Origin of the sequence: Kluyvera genomosp. 3, assembly GCF_011765685.1 — a bacterium.
Taxonomy (GTDB): domain Bacteria; phylum Pseudomonadota; class Gammaproteobacteria; order Enterobacterales; family Enterobacteriaceae; genus Kluyvera; species Kluyvera georgiana_A.
Map to the genome: position 1 here is coordinate 4,415,967 of NZ_CP050321.1, position 25,812 is coordinate 4,441,778.

Consider the following 25,812-nt stretch of genomic DNA (forward strand, 5'->3'; position numbering starts at 1 on the left):
GTTTGACAGCCTTGCCGGAGGGCCGTTGTTACATTGCGGCCATCCGTCAGGACATACAGACACAGGAAGCAGCAATGAAAATCACCAAACTCACCACGTTTATTATGCACGTGCCGGTCACGAAAAATATTATCGGCGACTCAACCCATAGCATTACCCATTGGGGAATGCCGGGGGTGATGATCGAAACGGATACCGGTCTTGTTGGCTATGGCTATACCGGCACCCATGCCGATATCACCACCGACCGCCTTATCACCACGATCATTCAGGACGTTTTCGGCCCCATGCTGATCGGCGAAGATGCCAGCGAAGTCCGCTATCTGCACCGTAAGATGTCGCGCAGTTCGACCAATATCTGGGTTGGTCGCGGCGGTTTGATGCAAATGGCGCTCTCTGCCATTGATATCGCGCTGTGGGATCTTAAAGCCAAAATGGTCGAGCAGCCGCTATGGAAAGTCTTTGGCGGCTCGAAAAACACCCGCGTTCTCGCCTATAACACCGACTGCGGCTGGCTGGTCCGCGATACGGCGGAGCTGGTTGATGACTGCAAGAAAATGATTTTTGAAGAAGGGTTTAATGCCATCAAAATGAAAATCGGCAAGCCGGACCCGCGTGAGGATCTCAAACGTATTGAGGCCGTCAGAAAGGCGATCGGCGATGACGTGAATCTGATGGTCGACGCGAACGCCAAATGGGACATCAGTACCGCCAAACAATACGGCTCACGGCTGGCGGATTTCGACATCACCTGGTTTGAAGAGCCAATGTGGCACGATGACGTCGCAAGCCACCGTACGCTGGCTGAACATATCCACACGCCGATTGCGCTGGGCGAGCTTCTCTATCAATTTGATTCATTTAAAGAATTTGTGCTGGCGGGTGCCGTGGATTACCTGCAGCCCGATGCAACGCGTTGTGGGGGGCTGACGGCGGTTTGGGAAATTGCCGATCTGGGTCAGGCTTTCAATCTGCCGGTCACGCCACATCACGGTGACATGATGCAGGCGCAGCTGCACCTGGTCATGGCGCATCCTTCCTGCTCATTGCTGGAATTTATCCCCTGGACGCTGGACTGCTTCGTCGATCCGGTGGAAGTCAACGAGGGCTACTATTCTCTGCCCACCGCGCCTGGCGCCGGCACTACCCTTCGCCAGGAGGCGCTTGAGCGCTTTAGCGTAAGATAAACCAACCTGTATCGCCCGGGCACGGCTCGGGCCACAACAATAATGACAAATACAAAGAGGTGATTTATGCCCGCCCCTACCGATCAGGATTTATCACTGGCAATCCGTAAATCCATTCGTCGGATCATCCCGATGGTGACGTTGATGTTTATTCTGGCCTATCTGGATCGTTCCAACATTGGCTTTGCCAAACAAGAGTTTCAGCTGGATACCGGCCTCAGTGATACGGCTTACGCTTTTGGCGCCGGGATCTTCTTTATCGGCTATGCGCTGTTTGAAGTCCCCAGCAATATACTGCTTTATCGTATCGGCGCTCGCGTCTGGCTTGCGCGTATTATGGTGACCTGGGGCCTCGTGTCCGCGTCGATGATGTTTGCCCACACGGAGTCGGTTTTTATCTTCTTACGCTTCCTGCTTGGCGTCAGCGAAGCAGGTTTCTTCCCCGGGGTTATTCTTTATCTGACCTTCTGGTTCCCGCAGCATATCCGCGCGCGCGTCACCGGCTACTTTCTGTTTGGCGCACCGCTGGCCTTCATCATCGGCGGGCCGCTTTCCGGTTCATTGCTGTCGCTTGAGGGCACGGTACTGGCATTTGGTTTGCACGGTTGGCAGTTGATGTTCCTCGTGGAAGGTCTGCTCGCCTCCGCCGTTGGCATCTGGGTCTTCTTCTATCTTGATGACCGCCCTGATAACGCTAGCTGGCTGACAAAACAGGAAAAAGAGGCGCTAAATAAAACGCTGGATCAGGAGGAACAGGTCAAACTCGCCCACGGTCCGAAAGGGGTGTGGCAAGCGCTGCTGGACATCCGTGTGCTTTATTTATGCCTGATCTGGTTTACGGTGCAGGTATGCGGTTATGGGATCTACTTCTTCCTGCCGACGCAAATCGCTACGCTGATGGGCACCAAAGTGGGCTTACTGGTCGGTTTCATTACCGCTATTCCGCCGCTGTGCGCGGCTATCGCGGTGTACTACGTGCCACGTATTTCGGAAAGATTGCAGGAGCGCCGTTATGTTGCCTCTATCACCTTTATGTCCGGCGCCGTCGGGATTGCCATCTCCGGGCTCGCAGACAGTATCCCGTTGATTGCCATTGTCGCTCTGTGCGTCGCTGCTGCCGGGCACCTGGCAATGCAGCCGTTATACTGGACCTTCCCCTCTTCTTATCTTGGCGGTGCGGCAGCCGCTTCGGGCATCGCGTTGATTAACTCGATGGGAAATCTGGGAGGATTTGTGGCGCCAAACCTGCGCGTCTGGGCGGAACAGACCTTTCACTCTGCGCAGGCGGGGCTCTATTTCCTGGCCATGGTGACGGCAGCGGGCAGCCTGATGATTCTGGCGCTCCGTCGGTTCGGCATTGAAAAGCCCATGAACACGCCGCCCGCCAACCGCAACGTATCGGCCAGCGAGGCAAAATATCTGCGCCACTCTGATTAACAGGAAATGATACAGTGCTACGACAACAATCAACCTCAGGCAGTCACAACGATGGTTAAGATATTGGCCGTAGCACCGTCACATGATCCCGTCATTTCGCCGGAGGAGATCAACACTATTCTGCTTGGCAGCAGTTGGTTTCGCGCACTACCGGATTATCTCATTGAACAGATGGTGTCCCGCGCCACTCTGTATCAATACGAGAATGGTGAAATCATTCACTACCGCGGTGATGAATCTCTGGGTTTGTATGCGGTCATCACCGGTTCCGTGAAGGTGAGTTCCGTCTCTGCCGATGGCAGAGAATGTATTTTCCGCTATCTTTCGCCGGGCAACTGGTTCGGCGAAATTGGCATGATCGATAAGTCTACCCGCACCCACGATGCGAGGGCGATCGGTAAGACGATACTCCTGACGCTAAAGCCCCGCGATGTTGAGTTCCTTCTGCGAAACTACCCGATCCTTCATCGTTTTCTGGCGTTACTGTTGTGTAAAGTGGTACGCAATGCCTTCACCATGCTGCATGACAGCACGTTGTTATCGGTGTCTGCGCGCCTTGCAAAGCGGCTAGTCAGCCTATCAGAGGGATACGGCGAGCCGCATGAACGGGGAGTGTTGATCAATCTCTATCTGACGCAGGACGATCTGGCGACAATCATTAATACAACTCGCCAAACCATCAATAAACGGTTGGTTGCGTGGGAGAAATTGGGATGGATAGACGCGAAGTACGGCAAAATTTTAATCGTCAATATCAATGCACTCAGGCAGTTATATGCTGATGAAGACGAATAGCGCGATCTGATCGCTTTTTCTATTTCGCACAGACGCAAAAAAGCCCATCCGTCAGGATGGGCTTCTTCACTTATTTGATGCCTGGCAGTTCCCTACTCTCGCATGGGGAGACCCCACACTACCATCGGCGCTACGGCGTTTCACTTCTGAGTAAAGAGCAGTTGCGACGCGGCTTGCAGCTCACCGTCGCGAGGTGGCGTATATTACGCTTTCCTCTTTCAGAGTCAACCCTCATTTTCAGGTTTTTCTCTTCAACCAACCCGGCTACTTAGTGTGAAGTGATTCACATCCGCCGTGTCGATGGAGGCGCATTATAGGGAGTTTCCTCGGGGCCGCAACCCTTAAATTGCAGAAAAATGACTGACTGCTGCAATCCACAGCAGAATGCCGCCTTATACCCATTTACGCACAGAGTTATCCACAAATATCTCGATTACCACTACTATCCAGGCCTTATGATTTGTATTTATCAATGTCGCTCCGTCTATTTACTTAAGCGAGATTGCGCTTTTCCGCTGGCATCCGGCAACTAGCGCTCCCCCTTTCCTCATAAGGTCATCGCCAGCCTCTGCTTGCAAACACCCACCGTTTATCAGAAAGCACACGTATTGCAGAAGCGGACCAGTTCGCGCCTCACTGACTCGCTGCGGGAGATAACCGCCGCCATCAGCTGGTAAACTGCGTTAACGGAATAAGCATGTTCGTCATTATTTATCCGTGAGGTTTTGCACCAAATCCCAGACCGAAGAGGCATTACCTCCTTTATTATTCGCCACCCGTTTTTTGCATGGTGATCTCCCATTTAATTTTGGTGAAATTGAGCGACACCGTTTCAACTGGTTTACCGCCAGAAACTGTGGAAACAACCAAAGGTTGCCCAGCGGTCTGTGCAAGCGCGACGATGATGTGCTCGTTTGGGATGCCCCCCGCGCCGTTGATGGTCATTCCTGTCACCGGGTGATGCTAAACGGTATGCCGATGGCACGATTATGCGGGATACTTACAGCCAGTCCTACGGTCGCCACCGCCACAACCGCAGTACTCGGCCTGCTAGAGCCGATGCCATATATTCCCGGCACCGTCCGGGCGCACCGACAATAATGGTGATAGTGGGCGATATGCCCGCGCTGGCTGCTCTCAATGCTGATATGTATGTGGGGTGAGGTTATTAGGATTAGTTTTCCTGGATAGATAGCGCCGTGAGCTGGGGGGATTGGTGGTATTAATAATAGTTCAAGGATTGTACTGGATGGTGTTTATTTGGATGACTGGAAGGGGGGAAGCGCCTTTTTGGAGAAAATTAGGTGTTCTTTGGCATTGCAATAACTTGTAAAACAAAAGGAATAAGACCAGTGCGAAGGCCGGACTCGAATACCAACATTAATCAACTGAATTTTAAATGATTAATAGAAGTTAAATTAGTTATGTATACTCAGTTGTATACTCAAATGTTTTCTTTCAATATCAACGAGTATTGCAACACATAAACCAACCCAAAGATGGTGCAATGATTATAACCGATAGCATCATTTCAGCCAGGGGGTTTTTTACTATCGAGAGGTAGCATCCCGGGATAATGTTTCGGTCAGTTAAAACTTCAGCTTCAGTTTGCATGGTATTTTTTCCTATAAAAGCAAATGCCCCCAATACTGGCAGGCACATTATCTAATGAATAAATAAGGAAGAAAGGTCGGCTGTGTACACCGGGAAGACAATTCACAATCCAGAGTTACTACAGTTTCGTCGCAACAAGCCAGTGGCATGCCGTGCCCGTAGAATATCTACAGCCCGAAGATATGGGGACTGCTCCTGCCAGTTAAACCCTCTGTGATCGATACGAACCAGTTCGTACTTATCTACCAGAAAGTTAACGGCATCGGCCAAAGATATACCGGCATCGATATGTTCCTGAATTACCGTTTCATCACTGAATGGTGTGTCGTTTAGAGTCAGGCCATAATGTTGTTCCAGCAGGCGTGCAAGCAGCATTTGCCACACTGCCACGGGCGACAGACATAGCGTCGCCGCCTGCGGATTTGTTGCAGGTAGAGTTTTCATATTTGCTCTTGTGAAAGTAGTTAACGATGAGTGGGGTAAAGGGCGATGTATACGTAGCCGCAACTGCCAAGGGTATCGGCTTCGCAGGTGAAACCATTGTGGTATAGAGTGACGCAGTGGGCATGGCGAGGATTTATTTCACCAGTGGTCAGCATCGATTCCATTTGGCGGATAAAACGTGTGAATACTTCATCCAACTTCAAAGATTCCGCGTTACTGAATTCACCGCTAATGCTGGCCCGGTCAGCCAGATAGTGAAGTCGGTTTCCCTCCTGTACCAGACGAGCGCCAAAGCAAGGTGTCACATTACGATTCAGACCCCACTTGAGAAATGAATCGTTCTCTGAGTCAGTATATTTCATTGAAGTACCCTCATATCCAGCCTCGCTCTGCAAACGACACAATGCCATCTGAACCGACAACCAGATGATCGAGTATGTTCACATCAACCAGTGCCAGCGCTTCTTTAAGCCTGCCCGTAATGTTGCGATCGCATTGACTGGGCTTCGGGTCACCGGATGGATGGTTATGTGCCAGCACGACAGCTGCAGCATTGAAGCGAAGCGCTGACTTCACTACCTCTCGAGGATGGACCTGGACATGATTAACCGAACCGGCAAATAGTGTTTCGCTCTCCAGTAAACGGTGTTGGTTATCGAGATAGAGCACCATAAACACTTCCCGTTCTTGTCCTGCCAGTTGTAACCGAAGCCAGTCACGGGCAGCAGTGCTTGAGGTAAAGGATATGCCGGGCTGGCGCAGATATTTATCCAGCAAGTTGATAGCGAGGCGGATGGTCCGTTGGGCATAGGGTGTCAATCCGGAAGTCGGAGGGAGCAGGCAATCATGTTGAGCCATAACCGCCAGCGGAAAGAGTTCAGGCTGCGATGACTCCGGTGATAATACAGTATTCATGTCAGGCATTCCTCAGTCGATGAGATACATAATGGTGCTGCATTCCGGATGATTTAGCGCGAAGTCACGTAAGCGATAATAGTGTTCAGTCATCGCGTCACACTCGGTGCGACAGGCGTGGTGGTTGTAAGCCATCAGGCAGGCGACTATCCCTGCAGCTTCACTGGTAAGCTCTGCGCCATTGCCGTTCATGCTGTTGAACAATGTCCACTTCTCATCGTGATCTGACTCGGGAGCCATAAAAGCGCCACCGTTGCTGAGTGTCGAAAAGCGCCAGATACCACCTTGGTAATCGGCACACAGCCGATCCATCCAGGCGAAAATGCGGGGTTCAAGCGTTATCCATTGTGGGATGGAGCCAAAATGCTGCGGCCAGAAGCCGATGCGTAACTCGTCCGGGACCACTGAGGCAGTAATTGCGGTATGCTTCGCGAACTGATGATTTTGTGTATTCATTAAACTATCTCCTTATGCCGGAACGGTTGTTTAACGTCCGAAAAATTCGAGCATATTTTCTGCCATAACCCACAGGGCGCGATTGAGCTTCACGTCACCATCAATACCGGTAATGGCACGGGTGCGGCTGCTTTTCCCCTGAGCGGTTCGCCCTGACAGACCACCTTTCATCAGGTTCTCCTGCACGCGCTGGTAAACGGTCCACAGATCATCGCTGTAGTCCTCCCGGCGACGTGGGGTCAGCAACTGCGATACCGCGACCGGCTGGTGGTCCTCACCAAAGCGATACTTCAGTGCGGCATTCGCCAGCGCGTGACGGGCCGGAGCTGGCAACGCCAGTGACTGCATTGCATCGCGTTTCTCCTCTACCCGGTCAAATATGCCGAGCACTTCGTAAGCCCCTTCAATTACCTTCTCAACAACATTCCCTTTATGCGGTACCCGCACTTCTCCAAATGACTGACCGCAGACCAGACCGTTGGTACAGACGCCTCGAAACAGCCCCGGCAACATCTGGTAGCTTGATGAGCCGTCATGGCTGTTAAGCAGAATGATTTCCGGCACCTGATGTCCGGTCAGTTGACCGGCACGACGCAGGCGAAGCATGTGTTTGGTGTGCTCCCGCTTTCTCTGGTCCCTGACCTTCGTCTGGCAGGCAAAGAACGGCTCAAAGCCTTCACGCTGCAGGCTTTCGAGGATGGTGATGGTCGGGATGTAGGTATAACGGTCTGAACGAGATTCATGTTTGTCACTCCCGAACACGCTGGGAACATGACTCATCAGTTCTTCGGGGGTCAGAGGCCGGTCACGGCGTATCTGATTTTTTCGGCCAAAGCGGCTGGCTAATCGCATGGGTAACTCCTTAATGCAGCGGGTAAAAATACAAAAGGCCACACTTCCCGAGGGAGGTGTGGCCTGACTTTGTTTATAACGGTGAAGCGCTGGTGGTGGTTATGCAGGGAATTTGCGGATGCCATAACGAGCGATATACCGGTTCAGCCAGTAACCAGCATCCTGCTCAAAGTTCCAGGCTCGCCATACCATGCAATATTCATGACGGATAACCAGACGGAAATGCGTACCCTGGTCGTCCTCTATAGCAACGTTGGAATATTGAGACGCAACCGCCTCTGCCTGCTGGCGCGCAAACGCCCCATCAGGCAATTCAGTGAATTCAGCCATACAGGCTCCTTAAAACAAAAAGCCCCTGCAGCATGTGCGACAGGGGCTGAATCAAACGGGTAAAGAATTGGCTAAGACGCCTTACCTCCGACAACCGTGACTTGCAGCGGTTGGTAATACTGCGGGTCGAAAACAGACATTGGCAGGTCAATCTGGTAACCATTACGCTCTTCCGTTGCCTTCATGATTTCGACGGAGCTGACGTTTTCCACGCATTCGTTCTCCAGCGAGGCTTCCTGAGAGCGGGTGGCATCGCTGTCGCCAAATGCAGCCACCGCCATATTCCCCATCGCCAGCGTGTTTCCCCCTTTATCTTTCAGACGCAGGGAGAGTGTCAAAGGCCCGAACCCTTCACCACTTCCGCCGTTGTCCAGGCGAAACTGCCAGACGCAGATATTGCCCGGCACCCAGACCATGTCGGTATTACGGATACTGATGTAACGCTGTTCTTCGGCCTGAGCCGGTGACAGCAGGCAAAGGCTCAGAGCGCAAACTGAGAGAACGCATTTCAGCTTCTTCATGGATTTTTCTCCTGTTTCTCCGGCAGATAGAGTTTCCCCATGTCCTTGCCATCGTGCGAATACACCACTGATTTTTCACCCGTATAGCTGTCGGTTTCAATCCGGAAGCTCAGGGTGATATTGTCCGCAAGACACAGGGCAGCAATCAGAGGCTGCACCGTTTTCTGCTGCATATCCGCAATGTAGTAATAATTGCCTGACTCACAGCCTTCCGGCGACTGGCGGATTTTCATCACCGTATATTGCGGTGTACCGAAGGCATCCTTTTTTACCCACTCCTGGGCGATATCAGATTTATGCGAGACAACCTTGCTGAATGGTGGTGGAGTCAGGTCTTTAAACCTGGCTATCGCTTTCACGCCAGCATCTTCCTTGCTGTCGCAGCCAGAGGCACTCATTGCACCGATAACTGTCAGAACGGCAAGCACAGGTGGATACAATTTCTTCATGGTGCAGATTCCTTATTATTCGTCCGTTCCGTTGCTTCAGCAGTTGCCAGTTCGTCGGCACAACTCAGCCAGACTCTGTTGGGCTACCCACTGCTGCAGTTTCTGCTCTGAGGCAGAACGCTTCGCCGCCAGGGCCGCCTGCTGCCGTTTGTTGACACAGTTTTCCGGGAATGCAGCAAGTACCTGGTTGCTGTGAGGTTCGTCAGCCAGCTCCAGTTGATACTGGGTGTCGATGATAGTGAAATAACACCCTTTCCCCTGGTCTTCGCCCTGATAGACCGATGTCAGGTCGGAGTAATAACCGCTGGCAGGTTTCAGATTCAGCTTGCGCACGGTATGCGTTTTTTTATCGGCGAGAAAATAAGCTCCACCTCCCCGCTGACGCAGCAGAAATTGTTTAGTCCAGGGGTAATTGCCAATGACACTGGCCTGATAGAGCGTATTGTTTAGCGTGTCGTTATCCATGCCATCGGCCGATTTCCAGCCATCTGCCTGCATGTACTGCCAGAATTTGACGGTACCCACGACAGTTTCAGCAGACGCCGGAAAGACAGTGCCAGCGCAGAGACTGACGGCCAGCGCCGTTGTAGCCAGTAATTTTTTCATCATGATTCCTTATGAGGTAAAAGACAGTCGCCGGTTCTGGCGAGCAGTGAGTGAAAAACGTGAAAATGGGGAAGAGCTCTGAGGAATTCCGGTTCGGCGAGAACATTGCGAATCTGAAGGTCAGGCACGAACAGTTCCGGGTGCAAGGTAACTGCATGGATATCGTTTAGCGGAAACACTGCCACGCGATGATGATGCTCTCCAGTCAGATACCAGTGCCCGCCACAGAGTACGAGGCGGTATGGTGCAAGCCCTGAACAGCGACAACCTTCAGCCAGCAGTGTCACGCGACGATGCTCTGATATAGCCCTGACAAGGCGTGTGAATATGCCTGGCCTGGGCGGCGACAATGACTCCGATTCTGCCCATATGAGGCACGGAGACTCACCGGGCCCACTCAGCAGTGAGCTGACCATGTGGTTATCCATGTCAGGAAACAAGGCCTCCACACCTGACTGACGAGCAAAAGTCAGCACCGCCAGTTCGCGCTGATGGCTACCTGAAAGCAGACGACAGGTGCCGTCGCGATATTCCAGGTCCAGGTACATCAGTCGCTCACGAAAATCCCGGCGGAGGGTACGGAGCGATACACCAAACTCTGCGGCAAGAAGGCCCATATCCAGTGTTTCGCCAGCAACAAGGCGGCTGATAATGAGGGACAGCCGAACCGCCAGCCGCTCATGGCGACGCTCAGTCTGGGACATTAGATTTTCTCCATCCCGTTAACAGCCTGAAAATTAAGTGATTAGTGTAACGAAGGGGTCGGACAGGGTATGGACATGGGAAGGCGTATTTTTTCAGTGCGAGGATTACAGCTGTAATGCGCCTTTACGCGTTGAAGGTGCATTAATCGCTCATTAATTGAGCACGAAAAGGACAGGAAGTGTCCGCTATACGCGGTTTTTCAGAAGAAAATCCAGTCCCAGACGGCACGGGCAACGGTCACCACGGCTTCCCGCACGGTTCGAATCACAGCCCTTACAGGCGCTGGCAGAAAAGATGATGACTCAACATTGCCAATCATTTCATCAACTGCATGACCAAAGCGCTCACGTGCCTGCTTTTTTACCGGCTCGGTGCAGAGCCTTCCATGCAGTTGTGTTGTCAGTGGACTGGTGGCCCGGTCAGGCAGACTATGCATCATAGTATCGACAAGGGTTTCCACGCCCCACCCTGTGCGGGCTGACACCACACAGACAGGATGGTGCGGCAGGAACAACTGCTGCATCGCGATTCTCTTAGTCTCAATCGTTAACTGCTGAGCAGGTGAAGGCGTGCTATCGGTGGTACACCATTCATGACAGGGTTCGGCCTTGTCGACCTGATTAACCACGAACAAAACCCGGTACTGATACGCCAGCATCACCTTGCGATAGAAGTGTTCATCCACTGACAGTGCCCGATCATCAGCCTTGATGACCCATAAAACTAAATCCAGTTCGGGTAGGATGCGGCGATACAGTGCAGTGTATTCTTCATCGCGTTGCTCGCTTTCACCCACACCAGGTAAATCAACAATCATCAGGCTGTGATTGCCATTGCGGAGCCTGAAGCGCAGCACATCGCGGGTGCAGGCCTCCACATCGCTGACCGACGTGACTTCTCCCTGGAACAGGGCATTGCAGAGAGACGATTTGCCTGCCCCACTTTTGCCCATAATGCCAATAACCGGCTCGTACTGTGTGAGACTACGAAGGCGTTTAAGAATAAGACAGCGAAGAGTATGGGGCAGTGAAGCCAAGGGTTGCTCAAAGGCCTTAAGGCCGTCCAACTTTTGCATACAAAGATCTCAGCGTGAAAAATAACAGGCCCCGCGATCCGGTAAAGGATGCGGGTGATTCACGGAGATAATATCTGTCTGAAATTATTTAGAATTTTAGATTAACACGTAAATGACCTTGTGCAGTATAGGACTGAACGATATCCGTTTAGTGCCAGAAGCGGAAGTAGTTAATAATAGTCTATATGGATCAATGGGGAGCAGGTCAATACAGCAAATCAAAATTTGAAACTCAGATAGACTCGCCTTGTAAATGGAGTATTATCATGTTAATAGACGATATTTATTGCATATGTCAAATGCAAAACAATTAAAACTCAGTCAAGGACAAATAAATGTCTAAGTTTAGCAGTTATGAATATTCACCCTATGAGACACGAAAGATATTACGTACTAGGTTTACATCTAATCTGACTGTAACAAATACACATTCACGAGAAATCAACGAAGAGAATCTGGTAGATGATATTCTGGCAGTGGATTATCTGTCTAAAACGGACATAAAAGATAATGCATATTTAATCACTTCGAAATCAGACTACGAAAACACTAAACAGCCACAACATATTGATATTTCGTTTGACGAATTGATTAGTCAAGGCTGGGTCAAGTTAGTATGGGGCAAGTTACGGAATATCGGAAATATCAGAAAAAACATCTATAGCGTTAAGGATGATAAATATTCAGCCATAAAATCACTGCTCCTCAGTCTTGGCAAAAAAACGTATACCATCGTCGCGGATGCAGATGGAGAAAACGAAAAGACTCAAGTATTTGATCATGGCAACTTTAGCTGCCTTTCTCCCGCGTGGGTAGCCGCAAGATTATGGGAAATTACGCTTAACCAGTCTCAGAACAATGCTGATGCATTGAAAAAATGGCTTTCACTTTGGAGTTTATTAGATAACCCTCCGGTTGTATCCAGCATTGCTTGGCGTAAACAAGATGCTCAGACACTCATCCAGACTATCCTTGCAGAACTTAAGCAAGAAAAAGGGTTTACACGATGGGATAACTGCATAGAAGTTCTGGAACGTGAATATACATTACTTAAAGAACTCACGTCGCACCCTGTTTATTACCATGTTAAAACACCTCCCTCGACGCTGGTCGGAAAAGCTATCTGGTCAGAGTCCAGAGAAGTGGAAGGTTACTTTTGGGAATCGTTTGATACTTATGGAGAAATGCATAATTTAATGCATCTGTTATTACTTCAGATAAACAATGATATCCACTGCAAAGTCCCTCATTATTTAATTGAACCTCTAATAGATATGTCTGCCGAATACTGTGAAATGCTGTTTTCAATGTTGCTTCAGGCGAAAAACATGCCCGCCCTATTGGTTGATATTTTGTTCTACCCGCCGAGCTCAGCTTTAGCTTATTTGCTCATCGCAAAATGGCCAATACACACTGGAGCATGGGATCGCAAACTCGTTGAGACTGATTTGCAGCACGCTCGTGAAGCGTGTATTGATGATGCATTAAGCATTCTGACAAGGCACGTATCACTCGGCAGTACTCCACCCTCAGAGATGGCTGACCTTTACAACTGGTTGATAGGTAACAACAGTGAAAAATATATTGATAACCTGAAAACAGTAGACTTAACCATAATAAATTTTAGAAAAGCATTAAGTCAGTTAGACAGGAATATCATATTTGCTATGATTTCGCATCTTTTGGAACATCATGAAATAGCAGGTATTTATTCTCCGGAATTCGCCACGCTGCTGGATTTATGCTCCACGGGGCAGCTTGAGGAAAAAATAGATGCGGGAAAAATTCTCAAACTTTACTCGGATTCATTGCTGAAAGATACAATCGGAAGATCTGTTCACAGGATAGGGAGCGACGAAGCTAACGCTCTTCATAAAATATTAAAGTCAAGCGAAGACACATATGAAGCTTTTCTGTATCCATTTGATGTCACTGCTCTTATAAAAAAAATAAGCGAAGACGATAATATATACTCTGAAGTAGATAAAATTGCACATTCACTCAGAACTCATATTCGTATTTTATGCAGAGCGCTTTCGAAATCTGATGCTCAGTCTAAAACGCAAATAGTTAACTCATTGATAAAATATGTAAAATCTGGAGCTTTATTACATAAAGAAAAAGGACGAATAGATGCTTTTTCCCCGCGTTTTGATCGTTATATATCTTCACCCTCATATATAACTATGGCTTTTGATCTTTCGATTGCGTTACACCTGATTAACGCTGAGCAGCAGAATTATCTGGTTAACGCAATATGTGAAACTGATGAACCTAGTATGTTAGCAACATTACTTCCAATTGTTCCTTTCTCCTTGCGGAGTAAGATAACTGAAAGAATCAATGAATTAACACCTGAAGATGCAGGTGAGATTTATTCCCTGACAGATATGCAGTCGAGGATAGATGAACTGCTTACAGCCGGTGCTGTTACAGCCGCAGAAGCTTATATGAAATCTGAACGAAATTTAAAAACACTGGGGAAAGTAAGAGGCAGAGAAATACTTCGTTTGCAGTACGATCTCCGATTGATGTTTTTAAAGAAAGAATGGGAGAAAATAATTAACCACCCGATACCCGCAGACATCACCCCGCATGAAAAAGATGAGGCAAGCGACGTTTTGGCTCACTTTCGCGCGCTCGCATTCCTATCTTGTGATACACCCAATCCGATATTTTCTCGCAATGAATTCGAAAGGTTGTTTAATAAACAGCCTTCGATTTCACGGGTGACAAACTGGCTTGCAGCAGAACTGCAAATATTAATTCAAGGCGACACATTCGAGCTACTTACAGGAGAAGCTTACAGCGCAGGAGTGGCCGCAGTTTCTAAGCTGGAAGCAATGTTATCCAAAGTAACGGAAGATAATAACAATGAGACATTAAAGTGTAACACAGCCCTGCTACACCTAGTACTCGGTGAGACAGAGAAAGCACTTAATATTCTATCTGGCTTTCAATTCATTATGCTGCAGGATACTGCTTCAGCATATAAGGCAGTATCCTATTACAGACTTGGCAGACTCCTAGAAGCAAACGCAGCGCTTGATACGGCAGAACATATTTTTGGTATCACTGGCGTATTGGCGGCTGCCAGAAATTATATAGCCAAGGGCTCTGTAGCGCTTTCTTTGCCTCAAGTCATTCTTACGGAAGATATTATTAAAGTGGTTTCTTCTGCAATTTTGAAATTTAAAGATATGAATCCTGATAACAAAGCGGAGATCTTAAAGCAGAAGAAGAACTCCTTTGCTGAGGTTTTAGTTGATCACGTAAGAGCAGCTTCTGGCTCGCTTATAGCATTAGTTCCAACAATGAAGCAAATAACAGTAGATGGTTGTGAGGATGATTTATCCGCTTTATTCAGGCATTTTTTATCCGGCCGGCTTGAGTTTTTAGGCTGGACCGTTACAGAACAATCACGTGGCGGATACAGTGGTAATCTCAACCCCGGAGAACGGGATTTGACTATTAGCTGGGGAAACACCGAGCTGTCCGTCATTGAAGCTGTTATTTGTAGTAAACCTTTGACCCAAGATACTCAAAAAGCTGATTTGCTTAGCCATTTTCAGAAATTACTGGGATACACGCATAGCAGGGTTATGTTCCATATAACCTACGCTTACATTGAAGATAAAACTGGTATTTTGGAATTTCTGAAAACCAGCGCCAAAGAACATTCTCCTGATGGTTTTAATTTTATGGGTCTCGAAGATATACCCCATACTGATTCTCGCCCGCCTGGGTTTATTGCGTCCTACAGGGGAGATTTTGAAATCTTTCAGGTAGTGTTTTTGATACTGAATATGGGACAGCAAAGGCAAAAGCGTGCAGCAAAAACTGCTGCCGCAACAAAAAGAAGAAAAGCACCAAAAAAAATTGAGGCCAAATAAGAATGTGCAGCTAATGTCACTGTTTTTTGGCATTAGCTCAGATTTACCATACATTAACCATGTGCTGGCTTTTGGGGAAGCCGGACTCGTTTCAGGGCGTGCTGCCCCTCAGCTGATAGAACGAGCGTATATTCGCATCTCCCATTCCAGGAGTCATGCAGCTTTCACATCCATCGCCAACAAAAGGTAAGTAAACGGGTTCAGAGTAATTGGACTTGGAAGGACAGTTTTTAACAGGAATGCTAACTGTACTGCCCCCCGAAATTCGACTCCCTCCTTCCAAGCTGCCCATTCAAACTATTTTTTACACCATTGATGCCTGTAGTAGTTAATGTTGAGCAGGTCACTGTTAGCAATGTCCGTAGATCGCTCACAGCGGACCTGCAGTTTTGTTAGCTTGCCCGCTTAGTGCCAGGAGCGGACGTTGCGAATGCTTTAGTCTGTTGATCAATTCAGATATTAATTGATTAAAGGCATGGTAATGTTTAGGCTCTGTAGGATAAATTTCCCGCCGTATTTTCGGTTATCAATAGCTTGTGGAGTTAACTCTCAGAGGGGGTAGTTAGTGGGAACAACAATCGAGGACATCCAATACGAAGAAATGTTAAATGCACTTGTCTTCGAAAAAGTAATGCAGAATGAAGCAAAAAAACAATGTATTTACATTTTTGTTGAAGGTGAGTCTGAAGAACTTGCTTTTCAACACTTACTTGAAGGCTGTGGTATAGATTTTGATAAGTTTGGTATTGTAATTGCAAATTACAATGGAATTGGTAACTTAAAACACGCCATAAGACTTCTACATAAAACATTGAGCCATGATCGACCAATAATAGTAACATATGATGATGATCATGAAGGAAAAAAAATAAAGAAAATAAATAGCCCATTGATAACATACTTTAAAATACCATTTAGCCCTGTAGTTTCTTATAATGATGGTTCTTTAGGCGGAACATTTGAAGAAAGCTTTCCTAAAGATTGCTTTATAGATGCTTGCTTTCAGCAAAATGTTATAGCTAGTTCCTTTTTATCAAAACGCAATGATTTTGAAAAAAAATTTAATCCAACTGAGCCATGGTTATCTCAATTAGCACAATTCATTGCCTCCAATGGTGGGCCTTCTAATTCTATAAATAAAATAAAACTAGCTGAAAACATGATGTTTTCAGTATCTCAGATCCCTGAAACCTATAATGAATTAGCCAAAGTAATTATTGATATTCGAAACAAAAATCCAATAAAGCATCCTGAAGATGTAGATTTCAATTTGTAAAAAATACTATAAATTTTCATAAGCAGCTCTTTCCACATTTGGTCGATATTATCGCAACATCCTATTTTCGCTCACAACGGAGGTTCTGCACAGTCAGAACGTCCGCCCTGTACCTAAAGCAGACGTTCCAACAACTGAGCTACTTAATCGTGATGAATATCTTGAATTTTGTTTTATAAAATATAATGCAACTCACACCATAGGTAATACATCATTGGATAAATATTCCATTAGATTTTCATTACGTAGCACGCCGTCATAGAAAATATATCCCCAAGAGTTAATTGACTTTTCAAGAGCCATATCACGAAAATTTTCCAACTGCTCTCTTACATTCAAACCTTTACGGCGTATTTTCCCCACGAGACGCAGTAATCGTAAATAATTACTTTTAAAATAACGATTGTAGCGTGCAGGTATTTCTAATTCCGTTATATGTCTCGAAATTAATTTTTGCAACTCTCTGTCAATATCAGGATGTGGATAAAGTTCAATTGAAGTAGGTGCATTAAATGGTTCATGAATATCCAAAACTAGCACTTGTTGTTCTATAAAATCATCAAAGTAAGGGTGAATAAAAAATCGGTTACCTTCATCATCATTTATCTTAACGCCCTTAGCACCTTGGCAAATATCACACATTGGGAAAAGATTTACTAATGTGACTGAAAACTCAGGGAAAATATCTTTTGGCAAATAATGATCAAGAGTATTAGGAGTTCCATCTTCGCCGCATGCCGGGCAATAATCTAACTCTCGATTTCGCAAATTTTCCAGAAGGGGTTTCTGAACAGATTGCTCCCCTGGGGATAGATATAGGTTTTTGAATCGCCCATGAACTGATGGATCACTCATCTCTTCCCAAACTTCAATAAACTCTGAATTGCCACCAATTTCAATATATTTAAGGACCCGCATTCTCCATGCTTCTTTGATCCGGTTAAAATAAGCTCGATGTTTACCCCTCTGGCGCTCTTCAACAATGCGCTCAAGTAACTCAAGATCATTCAGCTCTAAACGAGGGTAGTTAAGGTGTATCACCACTTATCCTCCGCCATTGCATGGATCTGAATCAACATCTCTTCGTTGATGTTGTTACCTAAGGCTTCAATAAGTTTTTTTGCAGACCCGTACTCTTCCAACTTTTCTAGTAGCCACGCCTCGAATGGTTTAGAAACAGATTTATCGCCGAATACATAAGACGAAATCCGTTGTATATCTCCACCAAAAGTTTCAAAAGGGGGATGGTTGATAAATAGACCATCATTAGTGCGTTCAAAAACATGTACACAGTGTCGGGGCAGTTCACGCACAGTTACTAATGAATGTGTGGCCAGCAAGGCCTTGGAACTATAGTTACTAAGGATTTTCTTCAACATTTGGATGAATGCAATTTCAAGCGTCGGGTGTAGGAATAGTTCAGGTTCATCAATTAATATGAGACTGTTTCGGCGCATTGCTCCTAAGATATTCGTAACCATGTAGGAAAACAGTCGCTGACCTGAACTCAATTCAATAGGTGAACCACCCTTAAGGAAAACAATTCCGGTACGGGCATGGAGATACTCACGTAATTTTTTTGTATCAGGTTCATCCATACGGGATGGACGAATAGGAATATATGCATCTGGTTGCTCATTGCCACCAATTATCTCATCGACTTTGATGTATGAATCCTCCAGTAGCCATGCACCATCTTCAAATAGTTGAGCTTCATCTTTGAAACCAGCAACACCAATGGCGATATCATCAAAATCAATTGCGATTTTGAGTACAGAATAAAGGGTCATAATCTTATTGGACCAAGTCTTAATTGCACCGTATTTACGATCATCCTCAAGACATGATATCAAGGAATAAGCAGCATTAAGATGAGGCCATTGTCGAGATAAACGGATTTTTTTATATTCTTTTCCGTTAGAATCCTTTCCTGTTTCATAAGTTCGTAAGCCAAAGTATCGATAAATGCCATGATCTTTTCGCTCAATACCATTCTTTCTATCAGAAACTTCACTATCAAGTGGGAACAATTCAAATGGACTGTAAGAAACTACTACAATCTGATTAATGTTAGGTTCTTCTTCGAAACCTGTTTTGTTTTTTTCACCCGGGACTTGTCTAAGCCAGTCATCGACAATCTGAATTAAAGCTTGTGATTTTCCAATACCATTGGGACCAATCAGGACATTAATATCATGTGGTAGTGGCGTAACGGTAGCAAAATTCAGATTCAAGGGTTGGATATCTCCCGCAGATGTTAGAAGGCGAAAGATCATGTTGCCTATACTAATCCCTTGCCTGTTTAGAAAGCGCCATCCATCTAGAAATGCTTTAATAGACCCACGCTCACGTTGGAGCGACTTCTTAAACCCGTCTGAGTTAACTAATTCTAAGCTATTGGTATCTTCAAGAATATGAACCATATAACTCGCGTCACAGAGAATTTCTGCAACCTTAGTGGCAGCGTCCAAACCAAGGTACCCATCTATTAGTTCATAAAAAGTAATATCTTCCGGATTTGAAACATAGGATAAATCTTTAATAGGGAATACACCATCCCATCCTTTTGAGACAAGTTCATCAAGAAAACTGAAAGATATCATTTGATCTTTGATCAAAATCTTAAGAGTTGGAAGTTCAACCTCTTTGCCACCAATCTGACAGTATATTGGGAATGATGTTTTGTAATCGAAGTCATCCCATCGGTCGTATAGTAATAGGATGACAGTATGATGCGATTTAAGGATAGCCTCCCGTTTTACGCTATCCTTCCCTACATAAATTACGTCCATATGAACCTCTTTCTAATTGACAGTCGTTGAGGATTACTACTTTTCCTTTTATTTATCATCTAGAATCGTTCGTGTCGATTTCTTAGTCACCATGTAGTGGTGCACGAAATTTGGCCACTGGAGCAAATATGTAAATGTCCGTTCCTCGCTCAAAGCAGACCACATCCTCTGAGCCTCCCATAACTGTCCGCCTTGTACCAGAAGCGGACGGCATTAATCCAGCTTCCATCACATATTCGAAAGCATTTTCATGTTAATAGGAAGCGCTTAAGCTTATGTCAGGAAAAAGGAATCCATATTCTAACTTAAAATTCGTTGATTTTTATGTAAAATAGTGGTAATAACCTAATGATAAAATAATATATCAAGGACCTAATTGTGGCCGATTATATAAACAGCAACATATTATGTGAGTCATATGTTCATGTTGAGCCAGGATGGTTGAAACAGGTAAGTGCTGTAATTCGTAAAGAAAAGTTATCACTAATTAGAAACGAAATAGAGGATTTTGCTGACAAAAGAATAAAATTCTTTTTATCTGATGATGTTTTAATTGAAATTAAATTTACTGAAGGTTCAATTAAAGCAAAGGTAACTGCTTATGGTCCAATTATTTTATTGATCGGTTCAGCAATATTAAATTACTCAAGCTTTAGAGAAAGTGTGAAGCAGTTGGCCTCTGATATGTATCGTGCGTCATCAATGTTATCCTCAGAAATGCTTTTCCAGACAAACTCTAGAAACAAGAGTGAAATCCTTCGTATTGAAGCCAGAAAAGGAATCGTTGGGTCCATAGAGAGAATTAATAATAAAATTGATTCCATTAACTCTCAATTAGATGGTAAAGAACTATCACCTACGCGTATAAATAGCGAGTTACTTGATCTAAATGATATGATCCTAACGCTACTATCGAACCTAAAAAACGCAGAAGATACAAAATTAGTTGCTTCAGCATTAAGTGATGGTGTATCTAAATTATCAATACGTAAATCTCGCTTTAAGCTCAAGAATAAGCTCGATGAATCAATGTATGCAAGCCTCCTTAATGAGAGGAAAAGTATTATTAAAAATCTCGCCCAATATAAATGATAAGAGTGCGGGAACACTGCTTTCATTCGCGTCCGTATGTCCACTTTGTGCCAACAACGGACATTATGGAAGGTCAGAATAAAAGATTAAAATGGGATGCTGTGTGCAAAAAAACGCATTTTTTGCGGTTTTCTCAAGGTTTTGCTCTGCACCTTCCTGGGATACTCCACCAACAGAATACGAAAATCAATATTATCAACGACCCGGAAGTGTTTAGATTATCCGTGGCTATTCAGAGTACAACAAAAACCTATCTTTTTACGCCACATCCAGATCACACCAACTGCCTTTACGCGCTGGTGCGTATCAGATATCAATACTTATGCTTGGAACTCCGGTTCATGTCAGACAGAGCGTCTACACTGCAGCGCAATATATTTTTTATCACATTACTGACTTTCACCGGCACAAGGTAATTCAACCTGGATGAGTCTGAGGTTGCCACGGGATAGATGAAAACGCATGGCATGGCAGGAACAAGAATCAACGTTACTTTTTGCCCTGGTAGACCACTGTGATGTTGTCTGGTTTTCTTAACGTCGGGGCCGTAGCAGGGTCAATCAGGTACACAGGTACTATCACGGCATTTTTCCCACTAAACAGGATTGGCACCCAGCAGTGAACTCGTGGGTCTCCTGTCGTCTCCGGGATACCACTTGTACCGTATGACATAAGATCAACCACATTGATAAAAAGCGCCTTACCTATATCAAAGAAAAACTCGTTAAAAACCACATCTTTTGCCAGCAAAATCACAGCGTCACCTGCCGCAAATTTGACTGGCGATGAGGGGAGTTCTGAGGTCTCGGCATCAGCAAATATAATCCTTTCGGTATAGATAAAACAGGCGTAACGGGCATCCTGTTCTGACCTCTCCAGGATAAACTGACAGAGCTCTTTGATATGTCGATTTTCGACCCTGCCAACTGCATTATCCCGACGGTAGTGTCGTTTATGTTCGCGAACATGCACCTTGCCATTGACGCTGTCAAAGTCATACCCTTTTCCAACCTGGAGCTTACTTTCCCAGATCTCCATGCAGTACTTTTCAGCAGTCACAACATTTCTTCGGCGAGGCAAATCCTGCTGGTAGACACCAGACAGTAGCCGGGCCTTAAGTTCGTCCGCAAGCTGATAATAACGATTAATATCTTTCAGTACCGGAACGGTGGCATCCAGCAATGTGGAAATAACCTGCGACCGTGAGATCTTCTGTTTTTTGCTGTATTCATCAACAACACGCAGAATCTCAGAATTGGTTACATTGAAAGTAATTCGTTCTGACATGCCAATCACCTATTAAGCATTTTTGGGAAAGTGCATAACAATTAACCTTAAAAACCCTAATTATCAACAAGTTTGTTTTTTTGATCTTTCTCTTTCGTTATCAATTCATAGTAATATGCTCTCACGTAAAAATACTGAATATGATGCTGTCAGGACAGCCTGGATACCAGGAACGAACATTTGGGTTTTTAGTATAATTAAGGTCTTCATGTTTTAAGAACTTCCTCTTCATATCCCCTCCCGCTGTGATCCGCTTAACCCGTCTGTATATCTCCTGTTCCCACAGTACTGCTCAGTAAACAGAAATACCGTGACTTTCCTGCATAAAAATTACGTATCACCACCTTCCTTTGTACACACACTACAGAGGATTAAATCATGGACTTTCCCTGGCCCTGGAACCGCAAATACACGATGAACTGGTTCCTGCTGTCGTTACTGAACCACCATCTTGATCAGCTACTGGGACGTTACTCCCGCCTTCAGCCCCTCAGACTCGATGTGTTCTATCAGAATGACACGTGGCGTTATAACCATCACGGATGGTACGAGACAGAAAGGGAGGTACGTCAGTTAACAGAACATCTGATGTTAGAGAGCAACATCGTAGGTCACTTCTGGGTGCTGGAGTGTACTTCCCGACACAAATGCCATGCCCATATCGTGATGTATCTTGATGGTCACCATAACCAGGCCACCTTTCCAATGGCTGAACAGGCAGGGGCTGTCTGGCAGAAGATTACACAGGGTGAGGGGTACCACAATCGCTGTGATCGTAAGAAATGCTACGAAGCCGATATCACCCGTCCCGTCAATTACGATGATGCTGCAGCCATCGACAACCTGCGCTATATCATCAGCTACCTCGCCAAGGAGAAATCAAAACACGGGCAGACTTACTACGGGGCCAGCGAGGTACCACCCGCAAGTGGACTGGGCAGACCGCGAGGGCTTCGATAAAACGACGCACTTTTTTACGTCAGTTCCGGTTGTTATGCCGGAGAAGGCTACAGTGATTCATCACACGACTCCGGTACTTACTTAGCTACCGGAGAATCTCATCATGACCATTAAACCTTCCCTGTCTGAAGACCAGTTCGTCAATATGGCTTTCATTACCCATCTCACCGGATTAACCGATAAATGGTTCTACAAGCTCATCAAAAACGGTGAGTTTCCGGCCCCCATCAAGTTTGGTCGTAGTTCCCGCTGGCGACAGAGTGAAGTCGAAGCCTGGCTACAGGCCCGCATTGATGCATCCCGTGGGGAGAATTCCGCCCTGGCAATGACCCACAAACTTACTGTAACTCCCGTAGAGGCGTTGTCATGAAAACGCCGTATTCCCGTCATGACTTCCTATTGCAGCATTACCAGCGCTGGCTGGACGATTTCACCCGTCTGGCTGTACGACATGGGTTGTGTCACCCGAACATCCAGGCCAGTCATCAGCTCACCATAGGTTCGCTCCGCTTCACGGGTACGGGGCAGGTCACTGCCGTGGTACCTCATGCTCTGTACCGGTTGTTCTGCGGTAATCAACCTCCGGTCATCACGGTGACAGAGGACATGTCCACCCGGCTGGATTCAGACACCACGCTGCTGCTTCACCATCCCATGCTGGAAGGCATATTGCTGAGTGAATGCGCCCGACTGAAGCAGTTCCCGGTACAACGGGCACTGCTGGTGATGCTACAGCGACTGACCAGTCAGGAAATCCGACACAAAATAGTCTGGCTGTGCTGGTGCGATTTGATGTGCGGGGATGACCCTTGCGACTGGTTGGAGCGTCTGGTCGGACAGCCAGACGACGCGCTTTATCTCTGGCTGGGTGACCGCCAGGATAGTGATCCCGTTTTAACCTTGATGATGGATGAATACCTGCTGTTTACCGGCAACTGAGCCAGAGACGAAAGCACATCATCCTCCCCCAATCCCGCATTACTTTCCACAGATGCCGTTTCCCGCACCGCTTCACACTAGCGGAACGGCGCTGTCTGCGATTCAACGATAAGGATTTACAGATGAACTCAACCATTTTTACCGCGCACTGTCAGACCTGGCTTGATGACCTCACCCGGCTGCAGGTCACTCATGGGCTCTGCCAGCCTGAAATTAAAAAGTGGCACAGGCTGACAGTGACGTCCTGCTCGTTACCAAACGGGCTTACCGGACTGCTCATTATCCCGCAGTTTTTGCTGACAGTAACGCAGGCTGCTTGTGTGGAAGAAGAATCGGTAGCGGGACGTATCATTAAACGTGCTGAGGGGCCAGCGCTGGCGGGGATGTTGCGCAGTGAATGTTACCGACTGGGACTCAGTGCCATTGCTGAGCAGTTATCGCTGCTCTTCCGCCAGTATCCACAGCCCGGTATACGTGAATCACTGATGTTGCTGTGCTGGTGTGAGCTGGTGAAAGGGATTGAGCCGGAAGCATGGTACGCACTGCATCTGCTGTTTCCGGCCACGCTGAAGAAATGGATCAATACACGACAAAAAGAGTTCAATGGTTTATCGGCACTGACTGAGGATTACATTCGTGCCACCCGGCCACTATGAAGGTCGGATACCTGTCCGTAACAGCGATCCGGTACCGAGCGGCATGCGCAATGTACCGGAGCATATGACCTGGATTGAGCAGAAAAATACGCGCTTACTGTATGGCTGTAACGGAGTAGCTGACCATCAGTTAACCGTGCGCCGACGAAGTATCGATTTCTGAGTCTGACAGTTTTTACGTCAGCATTCCATTATGTGACAGCCACACCAATCCCCCCTTTAATCATCTAATCGCAAGGCACAGGCTTCCCTTTTCGGGACGACTTGCGCCTGCCCTCAGGAGTCTGAAGATGTTTGCCAAATTCTTCCTCGCACACAACGATAAACGGCGCTGTGTGACCTGCCATACCGATAGATACATTACAGTACATAACATCCAGATCGAGGTACTGGCATGCGCATGCTGAAATGTTACATTGCCAATAATCGTGACGGGCACATTGTGACTGCTAAAGACGCGATGCAGTCACCAGGCAGGGTATGGACCTGCTCTTCCTGTGGCTGCCAGTTGATACTTCATGCGGGTTCATCTGGTGAGTCCCCCTGGTTTGAACATGACCAGCGAACAGTGACGACGAACGTTCTGATGCAATGTACCCATCTCGATCCTGAAGTGAAAGCCGAAGCTCGATGCCAAAAACTACGCAGTATCATCGGCAATCTGGATGCACCTGTAATGGTGCTGTTCTGGCATTGCGTGTGGTGCGGAAATCATTACAGTGGGAAAAAGCATTGCACTTCATGCGGAACAGGCATCTACAGTATCGAAGAAACTGACAAACAATCAGATGCGAACTGATTGGGCATGGGTTATTTCCTTAATATGATGAAGATCGCTTTAACACTCATGTTATTTCAGGAAATCTTATGGAGTTTTTAAACGATGAGCTGACAGAAATACAGCAAGTAAAGCGGGTGGTTCAGCAGGCCATCGACCAATACCCACGTCTGGCTGTATTTCGGTTGACGTTGGACTGCCCCAGCCCTGAGTCAATAGGGTGTTTTCAGGATACCGTCTACCGAAAAGTAAGTGAACTGGCAGCAATCCGACAATTGAGCGGCAGACCATCGCCACCAACAATTCTCAGATGGATTGGAAGCAAAACTTATCCCCACTCATATCAGACACTACTGATGCTCAACCAGGACACTTTTTACCTTTCCCGACACGACCTACTTCCGGAGAAGTGTTTCCAGACAATAAAAACTTTGCTCCGTCAGGCATACAATACAATCCGAATAACGAATGAACTGTATCAGAGTAATGAAACAAAAATAAGCGTCTTAAGAGTGGACAGAACCCAGGCAGGACACTCTGACGCTGAGCATAAATTATTACAGGAAAATGCCCTGTCGTTTCGACCTGCAGCGATTACACAGAGCCCCAGTATCTTTCCCTGACTGAGTGACGAAACTAAAGACGCTCCCCAGCTATACGCTGCGTATGTTCAAATATCAGATCTAAATCACAGTATTGTTAAACATACCTACATCATAAAGAAAGCTCCTACCAGTTCTCCTCATGAAGATT

26 protein-coding genes and 1 pseudogene are annotated in these 25,812 nt (G+C 46.5%); 11 read left to right on the forward strand and 16 right to left on the reverse strand.

Going from position 1 to position 25,812, the window contains the following annotated elements; genetic code table 11:
* The first annotated feature begins 74 nt into the window (after window positions 1-74).
* The 3 genes from GY169_RS20620 to GY169_RS20630 all read left to right on the forward strand — a co-directional run bounded on the left by GY169_RS20620 (window position 75) and on the right by GY169_RS20630 (window position 3,419).
* Window positions 75-1,187, forward strand: coding sequence for a mandelate racemase/muconate lactonizing enzyme family protein (locus GY169_RS20620; protein ID WP_163449109.1), 1,113 nt, complete (start codon window positions 75-77; stop codon window positions 1,185-1,187).
* Between the two features lie 66 nt (window positions 1,188-1,253).
* On the forward strand, window positions 1,254-2,624 hold the full coding sequence (locus GY169_RS20625; RefSeq protein ID WP_223882124.1) for an MFS transporter: 1,371 nt from the start codon (window positions 1,254-1,256) through the stop codon (window positions 2,622-2,624).
* A gap of 51 nt (window positions 2,625-2,675) precedes the next feature.
* The gene (locus GY169_RS20630) at window positions 2,676-3,419 is read left to right on the forward strand and encodes a Crp/Fnr family transcriptional regulator (protein WP_167576981.1); all 744 of its coding nucleotides are present in this window, start codon (window positions 2,676-2,678) and stop codon (window positions 3,417-3,419) included.
* Between the two features lie 765 nt (window positions 3,420-4,184).
* Here GY169_RS20630 and GY169_RS23660 read toward each other — a convergent pair.
* The 12 genes and pseudogenes from GY169_RS23660 to GY169_RS20690 all read right to left on the reverse strand — a co-directional run.
* A pseudogene (locus GY169_RS23660) lies at window positions 4,185-4,289 on the reverse strand (type VI secretion system tube protein Hcp); the annotation flags it as partial.
* An 846-nt stretch (window positions 4,290-5,135) separates the two neighbouring features.
* A complete protein-coding gene (locus GY169_RS20640; protein WP_167576982.1) occupies window positions 5,136-5,477 on the reverse strand; it encodes a TA system toxin CbtA family protein in 342 nt (113 codons plus the stop codon).
* A 20-nt stretch (window positions 5,478-5,497) separates the two neighbouring features.
* Window positions 5,498-5,839, reverse strand: a complete 342-nt coding sequence (locus GY169_RS20645; RefSeq protein WP_167576983.1) for a type IV toxin-antitoxin system YeeU family antitoxin — start codon at window positions 5,837-5,839, stop codon at window positions 5,498-5,500.
* Window positions 5,840-5,849: 10 nt separating this feature from the next.
* Window positions 5,850-6,392, reverse strand: a complete 543-nt coding sequence (radC, locus tag GY169_RS20650) for a RadC family protein (RefSeq protein WP_167576984.1) — start codon at window positions 6,390-6,392, stop codon at window positions 5,850-5,852.
* A gap of 12 nt (window positions 6,393-6,404) precedes the next feature.
* Window positions 6,405-6,848 carry an antirestriction protein gene (locus GY169_RS20655; protein WP_167576985.1) on the reverse strand — a complete coding sequence of 148 codons (444 nt, stop codon included), beginning with the start codon at window positions 6,846-6,848 and terminating at the stop codon, window positions 6,405-6,407.
* 30 nt (window positions 6,849-6,878) lie between these two features.
* Window positions 6,879-7,700: a DUF932 domain-containing protein gene (locus GY169_RS20660; RefSeq protein WP_167576986.1), complete on the reverse strand. Its 822-nt coding sequence runs from the start codon at window positions 7,698-7,700 to the stop codon at window positions 6,879-6,881.
* A 99-nt stretch (window positions 7,701-7,799) separates the two neighbouring features.
* Window positions 7,800-8,030, reverse strand: a complete 231-nt coding sequence (locus GY169_RS20665) for a DUF905 domain-containing protein (RefSeq protein WP_167576987.1) — start codon at window positions 8,028-8,030, stop codon at window positions 7,800-7,802.
* 71 nt (window positions 8,031-8,101) lie between these two features.
* On the reverse strand, window positions 8,102-8,551 hold the full coding sequence (locus GY169_RS20670; RefSeq protein WP_167576988.1) for an IrmA family protein: 450 nt from the start codon (window positions 8,549-8,551) through the stop codon (window positions 8,102-8,104).
* On the reverse strand, window positions 8,548-9,000 hold the full coding sequence (locus tag GY169_RS20675; RefSeq protein ID WP_167576989.1) for a YfjS/YafY family lipoprotein: 453 nt from the start codon (window positions 8,998-9,000) through the stop codon (window positions 8,548-8,550). The genes GY169_RS20670 and GY169_RS20675 overlap by 4 nt, the downstream gene beginning before the upstream one ends.
* A 36-nt stretch (window positions 9,001-9,036) precedes the next feature.
* Window positions 9,037-9,606 carry a hypothetical protein gene (locus GY169_RS20680; protein ID WP_020839076.1) on the reverse strand — a complete coding sequence of 190 codons (570 nt, stop codon included), beginning with the start codon at window positions 9,604-9,606 and terminating at the stop codon, window positions 9,037-9,039.
* Window positions 9,606-10,310 (reverse strand): helix-turn-helix transcriptional regulator, encoded by a 705-nt coding sequence (locus tag GY169_RS20685; RefSeq protein WP_167576990.1) that lies wholly within the window; start codon window positions 10,308-10,310, stop codon window positions 9,606-9,608. The genes GY169_RS20680 and GY169_RS20685 overlap by 1 nt, the downstream gene beginning before the upstream one ends.
* A gap of 200 nt (window positions 10,311-10,510) precedes the next feature.
* Window positions 10,511-11,386, reverse strand: coding sequence for a GTPase family protein (locus GY169_RS20690; protein WP_167576991.1), 876 nt, complete (start codon window positions 11,384-11,386; stop codon window positions 10,511-10,513).
* Window positions 11,387-11,721: 335 nt separating this feature from the next.
* Between GY169_RS20690 and GY169_RS20695 the strand changes: the two genes are divergently transcribed.
* Window positions 11,722-15,279, forward strand: coding sequence for a hypothetical protein (locus tag GY169_RS20695; protein WP_167576992.1), 3,558 nt, complete (start codon window positions 11,722-11,724; stop codon window positions 15,277-15,279).
* A 565-nt stretch (window positions 15,280-15,844) separates the two neighbouring features.
* Complete coding sequence (locus GY169_RS20700; protein ID WP_223882126.1) at window positions 15,845-16,555, forward strand: TOPRIM nucleotidyl transferase/hydrolase domain-containing protein; 711 nt, start codon at window positions 15,845-15,847, stop codon at window positions 16,553-16,555.
* A 192-nt stretch (window positions 16,556-16,747) separates the two neighbouring features.
* Here the strand turns inward: GY169_RS20700 and GY169_RS20705 are convergent, their stop codons facing one another.
* Both GY169_RS20705 and GY169_RS20710 read right to left on the reverse strand, forming a co-directional pair.
* Complete coding sequence (locus GY169_RS20705) at window positions 16,748-17,599, reverse strand: hypothetical protein (protein WP_223882127.1); 852 nt, start codon at window positions 17,597-17,599, stop codon at window positions 16,748-16,750.
* Window positions 17,593-19,347, reverse strand: a complete 1,755-nt coding sequence (locus GY169_RS20710) for an AAA family ATPase (protein WP_167576993.1) — start codon at window positions 19,345-19,347, stop codon at window positions 17,593-17,595. Before GY169_RS20710 ends, GY169_RS20705 begins: the two co-directional genes overlap by 7 nt.
* A 378-nt stretch (window positions 19,348-19,725) precedes the next feature.
* Here GY169_RS20710 and GY169_RS20715 point away from each other — a divergent pair, with 378 nt between their 5' ends.
* Window positions 19,726-20,439, forward strand: coding sequence for a hypothetical protein (locus tag GY169_RS20715; RefSeq protein ID WP_167576994.1), 714 nt, complete (start codon window positions 19,726-19,728; stop codon window positions 20,437-20,439).
* A 489-nt stretch (window positions 20,440-20,928) separates the two neighbouring features.
* Here GY169_RS20715 and GY169_RS20720 read toward each other — a convergent pair whose 3' ends face one another.
* Window positions 20,929-21,726, reverse strand: coding sequence for a hypothetical protein (locus GY169_RS20720; RefSeq protein WP_163374914.1), 798 nt, complete (start codon window positions 21,724-21,726; stop codon window positions 20,929-20,931).
* A 378-nt stretch (window positions 21,727-22,104) separates the two neighbouring features.
* Between GY169_RS20720 and GY169_RS20725 the strand changes: the two genes are divergently transcribed.
* Together GY169_RS20725 and GY169_RS20730 are read left to right on the forward strand one after the other, a co-directional pair.
* Window positions 22,105-22,686, forward strand: a complete 582-nt coding sequence (locus GY169_RS20725) for an inovirus-type Gp2 protein (protein WP_167576995.1) — start codon at window positions 22,105-22,107, stop codon at window positions 22,684-22,686.
* Between the two features lie 103 nt (window positions 22,687-22,789).
* Window positions 22,790-23,056 carry a helix-turn-helix transcriptional regulator gene (locus GY169_RS20730; protein ID WP_167576996.1) on the forward strand — a complete coding sequence of 89 codons (267 nt, stop codon included), beginning with the start codon at window positions 22,790-22,792 and terminating at the stop codon, window positions 23,054-23,056.
* Window positions 23,057-23,082: 26 nt separating this feature from the next.
* Here the strand turns inward: GY169_RS20730 and GY169_RS23490 are convergent, their stop codons facing one another.
* Window positions 23,083-23,235, reverse strand: a complete 153-nt coding sequence (locus GY169_RS23490; protein WP_223882128.1) for a hypothetical protein — start codon at window positions 23,233-23,235, stop codon at window positions 23,083-23,085.
* A 57-nt stretch (window positions 23,236-23,292) separates the two neighbouring features.
* On the opposite strand from GY169_RS23490, the gene GY169_RS23495 reads away from it, so the two are divergent.
* From GY169_RS23495 to GY169_RS20745, 3 genes are all read left to right on the forward strand, one after another.
* Window positions 23,293-23,625, forward strand: coding sequence for a hypothetical protein (locus tag GY169_RS23495; RefSeq protein ID WP_223882129.1), 333 nt, complete (start codon window positions 23,293-23,295; stop codon window positions 23,623-23,625).
* Window positions 23,626-23,747: 122 nt separating this feature from the next.
* Window positions 23,748-24,281, forward strand: a complete 534-nt coding sequence (locus GY169_RS20740; RefSeq protein WP_167576998.1) for a secretoglobin family protein — start codon at window positions 23,748-23,750, stop codon at window positions 24,279-24,281.
* A gap of 394 nt (window positions 24,282-24,675) precedes the next feature.
* Window positions 24,676-25,080 (forward strand): putative zinc ribbon protein, encoded by a 405-nt coding sequence (locus GY169_RS20745; protein ID WP_167576999.1) that lies wholly within the window; start codon window positions 24,676-24,678, stop codon window positions 25,078-25,080.
* Window positions 25,081-25,812: the final 732 nt, after the last annotated feature.

What these genes read in the sequence shown, in the direction of transcription:
- GY169_RS20620 (WP_163449109.1), top strand. Translation starts at nt 75, where the DNA reads ATGAAAATCACCAAACTCACCACGTTTATTATGCACGTGCCGGTCACG.
- GY169_RS20625 (WP_223882124.1), top strand. Translation starts at nt 1,254, where the DNA reads ATGCCCGCCCCTACCGATCAGGATTTATCACTGGCAATCCGTAAATCC.
- GY169_RS20630 (WP_167576981.1), top strand. Translation starts at nt 2,676, where the DNA reads ATGGTTAAGATATTGGCCGTAGCACCGTCACATGATCCCGTCATTTCG.
- GY169_RS20640 (WP_167576982.1), bottom strand. Translation starts at nt 5,477, where the DNA reads ATGAAAACTCTACCTGCAACAAATCCGCAGGCGGCGACGCTATGTCTG.
- GY169_RS20645 (WP_167576983.1), bottom strand. Translation starts at nt 5,839, where the DNA reads ATGAAATATACTGACTCAGAGAACGATTCATTTCTCAAGTGGGGTCTG.
- radC (WP_167576984.1), bottom strand. Translation starts at nt 6,392, where the DNA reads ATGAATACTGTATTATCACCGGAGTCATCGCAGCCTGAACTCTTTCCG.
- GY169_RS20655 (WP_167576985.1), bottom strand. Translation starts at nt 6,848, where the DNA reads ATGAATACACAAAATCATCAGTTCGCGAAGCATACCGCAATTACTGCC.
- GY169_RS20660 (WP_167576986.1), bottom strand. Translation starts at nt 7,700, where the DNA reads ATGCGATTAGCCAGCCGCTTTGGCCGAAAAAATCAGATACGCCGTGAC.
- GY169_RS20665 (WP_167576987.1), bottom strand. Translation starts at nt 8,030, where the DNA reads ATGGCTGAATTCACTGAATTGCCTGATGGGGCGTTTGCGCGCCAGCAG.
- GY169_RS20670 (WP_167576988.1), bottom strand. Translation starts at nt 8,551, where the DNA reads ATGAAGAAGCTGAAATGCGTTCTCTCAGTTTGCGCTCTGAGCCTTTGC.
- GY169_RS20675 (WP_167576989.1), bottom strand. Translation starts at nt 9,000, where the DNA reads ATGAAGAAATTGTATCCACCTGTGCTTGCCGTTCTGACAGTTATCGGT.
- GY169_RS20680 (WP_020839076.1), bottom strand. Translation starts at nt 9,606, where the DNA reads ATGAAAAAATTACTGGCTACAACGGCGCTGGCCGTCAGTCTCTGCGCT.
- GY169_RS20685 (WP_167576990.1), bottom strand. Translation starts at nt 10,310, where the DNA reads ATGTCCCAGACTGAGCGTCGCCATGAGCGGCTGGCGGTTCGGCTGTCC.
- GY169_RS20690 (WP_167576991.1), bottom strand. Translation starts at nt 11,386, where the DNA reads ATGCAAAAGTTGGACGGCCTTAAGGCCTTTGAGCAACCCTTGGCTTCA.
- GY169_RS20695 (WP_167576992.1), top strand. Translation starts at nt 11,722, where the DNA reads ATGTCTAAGTTTAGCAGTTATGAATATTCACCCTATGAGACACGAAAG.
- GY169_RS20710 (WP_167576993.1), bottom strand. Translation starts at nt 19,347, where the DNA reads ATGGACGTAATTTATGTAGGGAAGGATAGCGTAAAACGGGAGGCTATC.
- GY169_RS20720 (WP_163374914.1), bottom strand. Translation starts at nt 21,726, where the DNA reads ATGTCAGAACGAATTACTTTCAATGTAACCAATTCTGAGATTCTGCGT.
- GY169_RS20725 (WP_167576995.1), top strand. Translation starts at nt 22,105, where the DNA reads ATGGACTTTCCCTGGCCCTGGAACCGCAAATACACGATGAACTGGTTC.
- GY169_RS20730 (WP_167576996.1), top strand. Translation starts at nt 22,790, where the DNA reads ATGACCATTAAACCTTCCCTGTCTGAAGACCAGTTCGTCAATATGGCT.
- GY169_RS23490 (WP_223882128.1), bottom strand. Translation starts at nt 23,235, where the DNA reads ATGAGGTACCACGGCAGTGACCTGCCCCGTACCCGTGAAGCGGAGCGA.
- GY169_RS23495 (WP_223882129.1), top strand. Translation starts at nt 23,293, where the DNA reads ATGTCCACCCGGCTGGATTCAGACACCACGCTGCTGCTTCACCATCCC.
- GY169_RS20740 (WP_167576998.1), top strand. Translation starts at nt 23,748, where the DNA reads ATGAACTCAACCATTTTTACCGCGCACTGTCAGACCTGGCTTGATGAC.
- GY169_RS20745 (WP_167576999.1), top strand. Translation starts at nt 24,676, where the DNA reads ATGCGCATGCTGAAATGTTACATTGCCAATAATCGTGACGGGCACATT.